Genomic DNA, 11,916 nt, shown 5'->3' on the forward strand with positions numbered 1-11,916 from the left:
GTCTGGGCCTCGCGGCTAAATTTTGTTGGGAGTTTTGCAAATGGCTGTTGCCTCCGGCGCCTATAAGAAAGCCCTCGAGGGCGACCAATCACCCAAGCAGGTGTTGGTCAAGATCGACCGGGTCACGAAGAAGTTCGACGAGACGATCGCCGTGGACGATGTGTCCCTGGAAATCAGAAAGGGCGAGATCTTCGCCCTGCTCGGCGGCTCGGGTTCGGGTAAATCCACCTTGCTGCGCATGCTCGCAGGTTTTGAACGGCCGACCGAAGGCCGGATCTTCCTCGATGGCGTGGACATCACCGACATGCCGCCCTACGAGCGGCCGATCAACATGATGTTCCAGTCCTACGCGCTGTTCCCGCACATGACTGTGGCGCAGAACATCGCCTTCGGCCTGCAGCAGGACCGCATTCCGAAAGCCGAGATCGATGCCCGCGTGGCCGAAATGCTTAAGCTGGTGCAGATGAGCCAGTACGCCAAGCGCAAGCCGCACCAGTTGTCCGGTGGCCAGCGCCAGCGGGTGGCCCTGGCCCGTTCCCTGGCCAAACGGCCGAAACTGTTGCTGCTCGACGAGCCCATGGGTGCTCTGGACAAGAAGCTGCGCTCGCAAATGCAGCTTGAGCTTGTCGAGATCATCGAGCGCGTCGGCGTGACCTGCGTCATGGTGACCCACGACCAGGAAGAGGCCATGACCATGGCCGAACGGATCGCCATCATGCACCTGGGCTGGATCGCCCAGATCGGCAGCCCGATCGACGTCTACGAGACCCCGACCAGTCGCCTGGTCTGCGAGTTCATCGGCAACGTCAACCTGTTCGAAGGTGAAGTGGTCGACGATGCCGAAGGTTACGCGCGCATCGCCAGCCCGGAGCTGGAGCGCAACATCTACGTCGGTCACGGCGTGAGCACCTCGGTGCAGGACAAGCACGTGACCTACGCGATCCGCCCGGAGAAGCTGCTGGTCACCACCACCCAGCCGGAGTGCGAGCACAACTGGTCGCGCGGCAAGGTCCACGATATCGCCTACCTGGGCGGTCACTCGGTGTTCTACGTCGAGCTGCCGAGCGGCAAGCTGGTCCAGTCCTTCGTCGCCAACGCCGAACGCCAGGGCGCACGACCGACCTGGGGTGACGAAGTGTTCGTCTGGTGGGAAGACGACAGCGGCGTGGTACTGCGCTCATGAACATGCGAAAACTCAAGCGCCGGTTGCAACGAATAACCCCCTCTGGCCGTCATGTGGTCATCGGGATCCCTTTCATCTGGCTGTTCCTGTTCTTCATGCTGCCGTTCTTCATCGTTCTGAAGATCAGCTTCGCTGAAGCGGATGTGGCGATTCCGCCGTATACCGAGATCTACACCTTCGTCGAGCAGAAGCTGCAACTGGTGCTGAACCTCGGCAACTACTCGATGCTGGGTGACGACGAGCTGTACCTGGCGGCGTACCTCGGTTCGTTGAAGATGGCCTTCTTCAGCACGCTGCTGTGCCTGCTGATCGGCTATCCGATGGCCTATGCCATCTCCAAGGCCCGCAAGGAAGTGCAGACCGTGCTGGTGCTGCTGATCATGATGCCGACCTGGACCGCGATCCTGATCCGCGTCTATGCCTGGATGGGCATCCTCAGCAACAACGGGCTGCTCAACGGCTTCCTGATGTGGACCGGGCTGATCAGCGAGCCGCTGCAGATCCTCAACACCAACCTGGCGGTGTACATCGGCGTGGTCTATTCGTACCTGCCGTTCATGATCCTGCCGCTTTACGCCAACCTGGTGAAGCACGACCCGAGCCTGCTGGAAGCCGCGTCCGACCTGGGCTCGAGCACCTTCAACAGCTTCTGGAAGATCACCGTGCCGCTGTCGAAGAACGGCATCATCGCCGGCTGCATGCTGGTGTTCATCCCGGTGGTGGGCGAGTTCGTGATCCCCGAGCTGCTCGGCGGTCCGGAAACCCTGATGATCGGCAAGGTGCTGTGGCAGGAGTTCTTCAACAACCGTGACTGGCCGGTGGCGTCCGCGCTCGCCGTGGTGATGCTGGCGATCCTGATCGTACCGATCATCCTGTTCAACCGCAGTCAGGCCAAGGAAATGGAGGGCCGGGTATGAAGCGCTTCAGTTTCTCGAACCTGATGCTGGTGGTGGGCCTGCTGTTCATCTACCTGCCGATGCTGATCCTGGTGATCTACTCGTTCAACGCCTCCAAGCTGGTGACGGTGTGGGGTGGCTGGTCGGTGAAGTGGTACGTCGGCCTGCTGGACAACACCCAACTGATGGGCTCGGTCGGCCGCTCGCTGGAAATCGCCTGCTACACCGCCCTGGCGGCGGTGGCGCTGGGCACCCTGGCGGCGTTCGTACTGACCCGCATCACCCGCTTCAAGGGCCGCACGCTGTTCGGGGGCATGGTCACCGCGCCGCTGGTGATGCCGGAAGTGATCACCGGCCTGTCGCTGCTGCTGCTGTTCGTGGCCATGGCGCAGATGGTCGGTTGGCCCCAGGAGCGTGGCATCGCCACCATCTGGATCGCCCACACCACGTTCTGCTCGGCCTATGTGGCGGTAGTGGTGTCGGCGCGCCTGCGCGAGCTGGACCTGTCCATCGAAGAGGCGGCCATGGACCTGGGCGCGCGGCCGTGGAAGGTGTTCTTCCTGATCACCATCCCGATGATCGCGCCGTCGCTGGCGGCGGGCGGCATGATGTCGTTCGCCCTGTCGCTGGATGACCTGGTGCTGGCCAGCTTCGTGTCCGGGCCGGGTTCGACCACCCTGCCGATGGAGGTGTTCTCGGCGGTGCGCCTGGGCGTCAAGCCGGAGATCAACGCGGTGGCGAGCCTGATCCTGCTGGCGGTATCGCTGGTGACCTTCCTGGTCTGGTACTTCAGCCGTCAGGCCGAAGAGCGTCGGCGCAAGGCGATCCAGCAGGCCATCGAGGAAAGTGCGGCGGACTCCTGGAAGCAGCCGGATGTGCGGCGTGCACCGGCTGCGGCGGGAACCGCCGCGTAGCCTGCTGAAAAAGCTTCGCGGGCAAGCCCGCTCCCACAGTTTTGTGTCGAGCGACACGGACTGTGGGAGCGGGCTTGCCCGCGAATGGGCCTCCGAGGATTCAATCGGCCCAAGGCGATTGCCGGATCACCTCGACGAAATTCATCGGCGTGAAGCTCACGTCCTTGTCCTTCAGCACGTCGGTCTTGACGTTGCCGAAGGTGGTCTGCGGACGATGGCGCAAGCCGTCGGCAAAGGCGCAGATGATGCACTCCTTGAACTTCTCCCCCCGTGGATGCGCATGCACCACCGCCTCGCGCTGGGCGGCGGGAAACGCGGCGTAGTCCATCCCCAGCACATCCATCTCCACGCCCGCGGTCACCAGGGCTACGGTCGGGCGCAGGTATTGCGGTATGCCCGGCGTGGTGTGCAGGGCGATCGACAGCCAGACCTGCTCGATATCGTCGTCCGATAACCCATAGGGCTGCATGAAGGCCTTGGCGGCGTTGGCGCCGTCGACTTCGAAGCGGTCGTTGTCACTGCGCTGGCCTTCGACCAGGCCGAGGTCGTGGAACATCGCGCCGATATAGAGCAGTTCCGGGTTGTAGGCCAGTTGCTTGCGCTGGCCGCTCAGGGCGCCGAACAGGAACACGCGGCGCGAGTGGTGATAGAGCAGATCGCTTTCCACATCGCGGATGTATTCGGTGGCGGCCCGGGCCAGTGCGCTGTCGGGGATCCGGATGCCGGCAATGGTGTCGCTCATGGTCATGACTCCTGTGGCGAGCGCCGCAGTGGCGCCGATGGGATCAGTCTGGCGCCGGGCGGATTTGGCTGCTATCGATACAGGGTGACGATTCCGGCCATTCGCGGCGGGTTTCGTGCCAGCGGCCTTATGCACCTCGTATCCCGGCGAGGCTTTGGTTACCGTAGGTCCGGTTCGGCCAGGAGTGCTCCAGCGCCGGATGTCGATCCGCAAGAGGCTTTACCATGACCCGCACCGTTGCCGTTGTCGTGTTCCGCGGCGTCCAGTCCCTGGATGTCACCGGGCCGATGGATGTATTCGCCGAGGCCAATCGCTTCCTGCCGCCCGAGGCCGGCTATCGCCTGGAGGTGGTGGGCGTCGAGCAGGGCTGGGTGGCGTGTTCCAATGGCCTGGCGATTCAGGCGCATCGGCATTTCAGCGAGGCCCTGGAACGCTACGACCTGCTGTTGTGCGCCGGCGGGCCGGATCTGGCGGGGCAGGACTTCGGTGCCGAATTTCATGCCTGGCTACGGGCCGCCGCCGCTCGCGCGGGGCTGTTCGGCTCGATCTGCAACGGTGCGTTCATGCTGGCGCGGGCCGGTTTGCTGGAGGGGCGCACGGTGACCACCCACTGGAATGACGCTCAGGCACTCGCCGAGCTGTGTCCGACGGCCCAGGTCGAGGCTGATCGGCTCTACGTACAGGATGGCGAGTTGTTCACGTCCGCGGGGGTGACGGCGGGGATCGACCTGTCGCTGTACCTGCTGGCCCGCGAGCAGGGCAGCGACATCGCGTTGCGCGTGGCCCGGCGGTTGCTGGTGTTCACCCAGCGTTCGGGCGGCCAGTCGCAGTTCAGCCCCTACCTGACGCCCCATGCCGAACCGGACTCACCGGTGGCCCGGGTGCAGGAGTATGTGCTGGCGCACCTGACGGCGGACCTGAGCATTGCCGAGCTGGCGAAGGCGGCGAACATGAGTGCGCGCAACTTTTCCCGGGTATTTGTCCGCGAGAGCGGGGTAACTCCGGCCCAGTTCGTCGAAAGCGCGCGGGTGGATGCGGCGCGGGTGCTGCTCGAAAGCGGCGGTGTGCCGTTGAAGACCATCGCCTATGAGTGCGGGTTTCGCGATGCGCACCATCTGCGCAGCGTGTTCCAGCGGCGGCTGGGGGTGAGTGCGCAGCAGTTTCGGCAGCATTTCGCCGGGTTGGCCTGAGGTCTTTTGGTTGGCTGTCGGGCCCCTTCTCGGGCAAACCCGGCTCCTACAAAGCCTGTGTCGTGCACAAATGCTGTGATCGCCAAATAACTGTAGGAGCGGGGCTTGCCCGCGAAGAGGCCCTTGAAGTCGACGCAACTCATGAAGTGTCCGATAGAGCCCGTGGCAACCAGGTGTCCGGGCTCTGCTGGAACGGCCAAGGGAGTCGATCAAGGCTTCAGGCTGTCGTACGCCTCCAGCGCATGCAGCGAGTAGATATAGGCCGCCCCGGCATTCAGCGAAATCGCCGTCGCCAGCGCCGCCGCGACTTCCTCGCGGGTCGCGCCGGCCTTGATCGCCGCGTCGGTATGGGCACCGATGCAACCGTCGCAGCGGGTGGAGATCGCTACGGCGATGGAAATCAGTTCACGGGTCTTGGCATCCAGCACATTGTTTTCGGCAGCGGCTTCACCCAGCTTCATGTAGGCCTGGACCATCTTGGGGTTGGATTTGCCCAGTGAGCCGAAGGCATTCTTGATGGTGGGCAACAGTTCGGACCAATTGAGGAACATGGTGGTAACTCCTGAAAGGCTGAAGGTAGACTGGCTAGGCTATGTACGAAATCGCTTGAAACTTGGTTATGCGGCGTTAAAAACCGGCTCGGAATGCTCATTGACAACCAGTCAACTCCGCTTCCTCGCCGGTTTTTGCCTTGCCTAACCTGCGTTCAAACAATTTCGTACACAGCCTAAGCAACGACTCCAGTGTCATCCATTGGAGGTCGGCATTTTTGTTCGATCCACTCAACCCTTTGTCCGATAGGCGCAAATGACTTCGATCGATCGGCTCATCGGCCTGGCCGGCGTACGCGGCAGCCTGGATCTGCGCTGCCGGTTGCAGGGCGATTGGGCGCTGGACCACGAGCAGGAAAACGCCGGTATCGCGCCCTATCACATCGTGCTGGCCGGGGAGTGCCAGGTCGAGCTGCCCGACGGGCAGGCGGTTCGCCTGGGGGCGGGGGACATCCTGGTGTTGCCCGGTGGCGGTACGCACCTGTTGCGCAGCGAAGGGCGGCGGGTGGCGCCGACGGCCACGCGGGTCAGCCAGGGCGGCCTGCTGCCGCTGCACCGGATAGGCCGCGAGGGGCCGGCCCTCGATCTGCTCTGCGGACGCTTTCACTACCAGCGCGAGTCGATGCTGTTCGCCGCCCTGCCGCCCTACCTGGTGGTGTCCAGCCGCGACCTGCCGGCCAGCGATCAGCTGGCGGCGCTGGTGGGGTTATTGCGGGTGGAGGCCGATGGCGACCAGGCCGGTGGGCGATTCCTGGTGGATGCGCTGTCGTCGGCGTTGTTCACGCTGATTCTGCGGGTCTATCTGCAACAGCAGGTGCAGGCCAGCGGGACCCTCGCCCTGCTGGCCGACAAGCGCCTGAGCCGGGCCTGGCAGGGCATGCTCGACGACCCGGCCCACGCGTGGAACATCGACGGCCTGGCGGCGCTGGCGAACATGTCGCGGGCGACCTTCATGCGCGCGTTCGTCAAGGTCGCGGGGGAATCGCCGTGGGTACTGCTCACCCGGGTGCGGATGGAACTGGCTCATGGCCTGCTGAGCCGTTCGCACCTGGGCTTGAGCGAGATCGCGCTGCAGGTGGGGTATCAGTCGCAGGCGGCGTTCAGCAAGAAGTTCAAGGAGGTGTATGGGCAGGCGCCGGGGCAGGTGCGCAAGGCCGGGGGGTAGGTGGCAATCTGCCTACTTGCCCGGCACCAGCCTCAGCACGCTGCGGGTATTGGCCGACACCTCGACGTCGTTCATGTGCACCTGCTCATAGCCACCTTCCACATAGGTCTCGGCCTGGTCGCTGTAGTGCTTGTCGAACAGCACGCCGCTCTGGCCTACCGGGTTGATGGTCAGGCTGTGATCCGGGTCGGCGAAGTCGATCAGGCGCCGGGTCGAGGGCCCATAGGTGACCGGCCACGGCGCCGGGCCGATCTTCGCCGAAAGGTTGTTCGGCACTTCGTGGGTGCCCGGTGCGTCGAACGGGCCGACGTTTAGCAGTCTGTCCAATGGCTTCTGCCGACCCAGCGGATGACCGTGGGTCAGGGTGTGGGCCCGGCCCCAGACCCAGCCGCCGCTGTTGTCGCCATAGCTCGCCCTGAGGTGGGCCAGGGTCGCCTGCCAGGCCTGTTTCACCACTGCATTGCGGTTGCCGTTCCACCAGGGGGAGGTTTCATCGGCCGCCAGGCGGGGTAACGCGGCGTCCACCACGCGGGTGCTGATCAGGGTGTTGAAGTAGTCGTCGCCCAGCTTGTCATGCATGGCCGCGCGGGCCAGTTCGTAGAGGAACTGGTTGAACAGCGTGGCGCTGGTGGAACTCATCGGGTAGTCGCCTTTCCATGTCGCCAGTTGTTCCACCAGCTTGAGTTCGGCCGCGTCCTGCGCCGCCTCGCGCAGCGCCGGCAGCAATGGCTTGAGCAGCCGCGGACCGTAGTCGGTGGTGGTGCCCAGTTGCAGCTTCCGGCTGTTTTCCACGCTCCAGCGCACGCTGTTGTCGGCCAACTGCCGGTTCAACTGCTGGCCGCGGTCGGCCAGGTTGTAGTAGCCGGGAATCACCATGCCGGTGGGCGAGGCCGGCTGGGTGTTGGCCGAGACGATGTAGCCGCGTGGCGGGTTTTCTTCCTGCGGGTTGGCGCTGAACGGGTAGTAGCCGTCCTTGTCCGCCTCGCCGGTGCTGCCGTCGAGGATGAAGGCCGGGTTGACCCCGTCCGGCCGCCTGGGCAGCAGCGCGGCGGCCCACCAGCCGATATCGCCCCTGGCGTTGGCCCACATCAGGTTCAGGCCGGGCGCCTGGATTCGTGTCGCGGCTTCGCGGGCCTTGTCCAGGGTATCGGCGCGATTGAGTTCGTAGAAACCCTGCAGGATCGGGTTCGGGGTTTCGAGAAAAGCCCACCACATGGCAATCGGCTTCGTCCCGGCATTGGCGCCGAGCACGTCGTTGACGATCGGACCATGGGGCGAGCGCAGCAGGGTGAAGGTCACCGGAGCCTGACCCTTGACCGCGATCTGCTGCTCGCTGCGGGTCATCTCGACCCACTGGCCGTGGTACCAGACCTGGTTGGGGTTGTCGGGGTTGGTCTTTTCGGCGATCAGGTCCAGGTCATCGTTCTGGAACATGGTCAGGCTCCAGCCGAACGCCTGGTTGTTGCCCAGAAAGGCGAACGGCACCAGTGCCTGGTGATAGCCGTACAGCTCGAAGTTCGGCGCCGACAGTTGCGCTTCGTACCACACCGCCGGGGTCGAGAAGGCGATGTGCGGATCGCCGGCCAGCAGCGGCTTGCCGCTTTTGGTCCGGCTGCCGGAGACGGCCCAGGCGTTGCTGCCTTCGAACTGTGGCACGCCGGCCTCGCGCAGGGCCTGCTCGCTGACCCGTGCCAGGGCGCCGAGCCCCTTCCAGTCGGCCGCGGCCAGGGGTGTCGGCGAGCCGAGCATGCCCTGCGGGCGCCACTCCAGGTCGAACACCTTGAGGTAGTCGGCCCCGAGCTTGTCGCGCACGTAGGTCAGCAGCGGCTCGGTACGGAAGGCGGCGGCGAAGCTATAGGACATGTAGCCGGCGATGCTGATGGTGTCTTCGGCGGTGAAGGGCCGCGGCTGAATGCCGAGCAGGTCGAACTCGATCGGCCTGGCGTGGCTGGCCTGGTACTGGTTGATGCCGTCCAGGTAGGCCTGCAGGGCCTTCCAGGCGGCGGATTGCCGGTCCAGCCGGGCGACGTACTGGTCGGCGTGCTCGCGGATGCGCAGGCTGCGGAACAGCTTGTCGGTTTCCAGGGTTTTGGGCCCCAGGACCTCGGACAGTTCGCCACGGGCCAGGCGCCGGACGATCTCCATCTGGAACAGCCGGTCCTGGGCATGCACGTAGCCCAGGGCACGGTACAGGTCGGTCTCGGATTCGGCGCGGATATGCGGGACACCGCGCTCGTCGTAGCGCACGGTGACCGGCCCCTGCAGGTTGCCCAGCGTGACCTGGCCCTGGCGCGTCGGCAGTTTGCTCTGGACGTACCAGGTGCCACCGGCAGCGACGGCGGCGATCAGGACGGCGAGAACGGTCAGGCTGCGTTTCATGCGGGGTTCCTTGTGGAGGGCGGGCTGCCGTGGTTCAGCCGCTAAGGTGTAGCACAGCCCGCCAGGCGGATGCATCGCACGAGGGGCCGATTACGCTAAAAAGTCCGGTTCGCCTTGGTCAATGGCCGGGTTCCTGCCAGGGGCAGTAGCAGCCTACGGCCATGTTGTGGGTGGCGTGCACCGGGCGGCCTTCGCTGAGGGCCAGCAGGATCGGCTCGATGAAACTGTTGCCGGAATTGCAGGTGGCGCCCTGGCTGTAGGGGCCGAAGTAGGCCAATTGGCCGTTGCGGTCCCAGATCGCCACCGCCGGGCTGACGGTCAGGTGTTCGGCTCCGGGCAGCCTCGGCAGTGGCTGGATGGCTTGCAGGTTGACCGGTAGCCGGCCCTGGCTGCCGGGTTTCTGCACGGCGTAGAAGTCCACGCCCAGCGGCGCGAAGCGCTCGATCAGTTCGCCCAGGTGCTGCTGGTTGCCGACGTTGCACGGGCAGGCCGGGTCCCAGAAATGTACCAGGCGAATACGCCCCGGGCCGGCCAATTGGGTCGGCAGGCTGAGCCGATCACCGGCGAACAGTGCGGTCTGATCGCTGAAGGCGCGGATATAGCGACCCTGGAACCAGTCGTAGGCCAGCCACAGGCCCGCCGCGCAAAGCACGGCCAGCAGGCCGGCGAAAAATGTCTTGTGACGCGTCTGGAGCATGGCGATTCGGTCCTCGAAGGTCGCGTAGCTTGCCATGCCTGTCCTGACAGAAGAATATCGCAGATCAGTAAAACGCCTCGGCGTTGCCGTACTTTTTCCTGGAGGCTTTGCATGCCCGCCACCTTCGACCCCGATGCCCTGCGCGCCAGCCTGCGCCCGCTGGCCGAGGCACAGCCGTTGTCGCCGGCGGCGCAGGCCTACCAGCGTTTCTACGGCCTGGACCTGCCCCATCGCTCGGCGCCGTTCACCCGCCACCTCGGCGGCTTCCGCAGCGGCGCCTTCGAGCTGGTCAGCCAGCTCTGGCTGCCGCCGCAGCCGGTGGCCACCCTGTTCCTGTTCCACGGCTTCTACGACCACATGGGGCTGTATCGCAACGTCATCGACTGGGCCCTGGACCGCGGCCTCGCGGTGATCTCCTGCGACCTGCCGGGGCATGGCCTGTCCAGTGGCGAGCGGGCCAGCATCGAGGATTTCGCCGAATACCAGCGGGCCTTGCAGGGGCTGTTCGACGAGGCCCGGTCCCTCGATCTGCCGCAGCCCTGGCATCTGTTCGGCCAGAGCACGGGCGGTGCCATCGTGGTCGATCACCTGCTCCGGCATGGCCTGGACAGCCCGGCCCAGGGCCAGGTCGTGCTGCTCTCGCCGCTGGTGCGGCCGCGGGCCTGGGGCTGGTCGAAGCTCAGTTATCACCTGCTCAGGCCCTTCGTCAAAGGCATTGCCCGACGCTTCAGCGAAAACACCCACGACCCGGCGTTCATGCCGTTCCTGCAGGCCGATCCGTTGCAGCCGCAGCGTCTGCCGACCGCCTGGGTCGGCGCCCTGGCCCGCTGGATTCCGGGTATCGAAGGCGCCACGGCGAGCCCGCGCCGGCCGCTGATCGTGCAGGGCGATGGCGACATGACCGTCGACTGGCAACACAACCTGGCGGTGCTGCGCCGCAAATTCGACCAGCCCGAGGTGTTCATGCTGGCGCAGGCCCGCCATCACCTGGCCAATGAACTTCCCGAATACCGCGAACGCTATTTCCGCTTTCTCGGCGCCCACTTCTGATCGAGGCCTACATGACCGACCGTCTTCCCCAGCGTGGCGACTATCGCCACTTCCAGCCGATCCTCACCCGCTGGCATGACAATGACGTCTATGGCCACGTGAACAACGTCACCTACTACAGCTTTTTCGACACGGCGGTGAACACCTTCCTGATCGAGCGGGGCGGGCTGGATATCCACGACGGCGCAGTGGTGGGCTTCGTGGTCAGTTCCGCCTGCGACTATTTCTCCTCGGTGGCCTTCCCCGAGCGCCTGGAGGTCGGCTTGCGGGTCGGCAAGCTGGGCAACAGTTCGGTGCAATACGAGCTGGCGGTGTTCAAGGCCGGTGAAGAGGACGCCTGCGCCGCCGGGCGCTTCGTCCACGTGTTCGTCGACCGTGCGAGCAACCGGCCGGTATCGCTCCCCGACGGCTTGCGCGAAGCCTTTCAGTCGTTGATCTGAATGATCCCTTCGCGCACCGCGAACAGCACCAGCCCGGCGATGTCGTGAATCCGCAGCCGGTGCATGATCTGGGAGCGGTGCGCCTCCACGGTCTTGATGCTCAGGCCGAGGCCGACGGCGATGGAACGGGTCGTTTCGCCCCGGGCGATCAGCCGCAGGATCTCCAGCTGGCGGGCGGTCAGGGCGACCCGGCTGGTCTTGGCCGGCGGTTCGTGGCTTTGCCGCACCGCCTGGTTGACCACCAGCGGCACCACCGCCGATGACAGGTACTGGCCGCCATGGCGCAGGGCCTTGAGGGCCAGCTCCAGCTCCAGCACCGTCGCGGTCTTGAGCAGGAAACCATGGGCACCCAGTTGCAGACACTTCATCACGAAGTGCGTGTCGGTGTGCATCGACAGCATCAGCACCTTGCTGCGCGGTGCGCGCAGGGACAGTTCCTTGAGCGCGGCGACGCTGTTCATGCGCTCCATCGACATGTCCAGCAGCACGATGTCCGGCTTGAGCCTGGAGGCCAGTTCGATGGCCGCCTGGCCATCGCCCGCTTCGCCGACGACTTCGTATTCTTGTTGTTTTTCCAGCAGAGCCCGAATGCCCGCGCGAAACAGCGGGTAATCGTCGGCAAGCAGTATTCGACAAAGCATAAGCTCTAGCCCATGGCGCAAAGGGAAGGGCGCAGCAGCCGGACCGGCCTGCCACGGTTATTCGTATC

12 protein-coding genes are annotated in these 11,916 nt (G+C 64.9%); 7 read left to right on the forward strand and 5 right to left on the reverse strand.

The features are described from left to right. Nucleotides 1–40: 40 nt before the first annotated feature. Genes PF66_RS04670 through PF66_RS04680 form a run of 3 tightly spaced genes read left to right on the forward strand, consistent with a single transcriptional unit; the run spans nt 41 to nt 2,993 of the window. A complete protein-coding gene (locus PF66_RS04670) occupies nt 41–1,183 on the forward strand; it encodes an ABC transporter ATP-binding protein (RefSeq protein WP_054058708.1) in 1,143 nt (380 codons plus the stop codon). Beyond that, nucleotides 1,180–2,100: an ABC transporter permease subunit gene (locus tag PF66_RS04675; RefSeq protein ID WP_054058707.1), complete on the forward strand. Its 921-nt coding sequence runs from the start codon at nt 1,180–1,182 to the stop codon at nt 2,098–2,100. The genes PF66_RS04670 and PF66_RS04675 overlap by 4 nt, the downstream gene beginning before the upstream one ends. Further along, nucleotides 2,097–2,993 carry an ABC transporter permease subunit gene (locus PF66_RS04680; protein ID WP_054058706.1) on the forward strand — a complete coding sequence of 299 codons (897 nt, stop codon included), beginning with the start codon at nt 2,097–2,099 and terminating at the stop codon, nt 2,991–2,993. Before PF66_RS04675 ends, PF66_RS04680 begins: the two co-directional genes overlap by 4 nt. A 100-nt stretch (nt 2,994–3,093) precedes the next feature. Here PF66_RS04680 and PF66_RS04685 read toward each other — a convergent pair whose 3' ends face one another. Next, a complete protein-coding gene (locus PF66_RS04685) occupies nt 3,094–3,735 on the reverse strand; it encodes an HD domain-containing protein (protein WP_054058705.1) in 642 nt (213 codons plus the stop codon). Between the two features lie 224 nt (nt 3,736–3,959). Between PF66_RS04685 and PF66_RS04690 the strand changes: the two genes are divergently transcribed. After that, the gene (locus PF66_RS04690) at nt 3,960–4,925 is read left to right on the forward strand and encodes a GlxA family transcriptional regulator (protein ID WP_054062017.1); all 966 of its coding nucleotides are present in this window, start codon (nt 3,960–3,962) and stop codon (nt 4,923–4,925) included. 209 nt (nt 4,926–5,134) lie between these two features. Here PF66_RS04690 and PF66_RS04695 read toward each other — a convergent pair whose 3' ends face one another. Beyond that, nucleotides 5,135–5,476, reverse strand: coding sequence for a carboxymuconolactone decarboxylase family protein (locus tag PF66_RS04695; protein ID WP_054058703.1), 342 nt, complete (start codon nt 5,474–5,476; stop codon nt 5,135–5,137). Nucleotides 5,477–5,732: 256 nt separating this feature from the next. Here PF66_RS04695 and PF66_RS04700 point away from each other — a divergent pair, with 256 nt between their 5' ends. Next, a complete protein-coding gene (locus PF66_RS04700; RefSeq protein ID WP_054062018.1) occupies nt 5,733–6,641 on the forward strand; it encodes an AraC family transcriptional regulator in 909 nt (302 codons plus the stop codon). 12 nt (nt 6,642–6,653) lie between these two features. On the opposite strand, the gene PF66_RS04705 is transcribed toward PF66_RS04700, so the two are convergent. Further along, a complete protein-coding gene (locus PF66_RS04705; protein WP_054062019.1) occupies nt 6,654–9,020 on the reverse strand; it encodes a penicillin acylase family protein in 2,367 nt (788 codons plus the stop codon). A 118-nt stretch (nt 9,021–9,138) separates the two neighbouring features. Beyond that, nucleotides 9,139–9,753, reverse strand: coding sequence for a DUF6436 domain-containing protein (locus PF66_RS04710; protein ID WP_054062020.1), 615 nt, complete (start codon nt 9,751–9,753; stop codon nt 9,139–9,141). A gap of 75 nt (nt 9,754–9,828) precedes the next feature. Between PF66_RS04710 and PF66_RS04715 the strand changes: the two genes are divergently transcribed. After that, nucleotides 9,829–10,767: an alpha/beta hydrolase gene (locus PF66_RS04715; RefSeq protein WP_054062021.1), complete on the forward strand. Its 939-nt coding sequence runs from the start codon at nt 9,829–9,831 to the stop codon at nt 10,765–10,767. An 11-nt stretch (nt 10,768–10,778) separates the two neighbouring features. Further along, nucleotides 10,779–11,207, forward strand: coding sequence for an acyl-CoA thioesterase (locus PF66_RS04720; protein ID WP_054062022.1), 429 nt, complete (start codon nt 10,779–10,781; stop codon nt 11,205–11,207). On the opposite strand, the gene PF66_RS04725 is transcribed toward PF66_RS04720, so the two are convergent. Then, complete coding sequence (locus PF66_RS04725) at nt 11,192–11,848, reverse strand: response regulator transcription factor (RefSeq protein ID WP_054062023.1); 657 nt, start codon at nt 11,846–11,848, stop codon at nt 11,192–11,194. The two genes, PF66_RS04720 and PF66_RS04725, sit on opposite strands and share 16 nt — an antisense overlap. Between the last annotated feature and the right edge of the window lie 68 nt (nt 11,849–11,916).

It is taken from the genome of Pseudomonas asplenii, from assembly GCF_001293465.1.
Taxonomy (GTDB): domain Bacteria; phylum Pseudomonadota; class Gammaproteobacteria; order Pseudomonadales; family Pseudomonadaceae; genus Aquipseudomonas; species Aquipseudomonas fuscovaginae_B.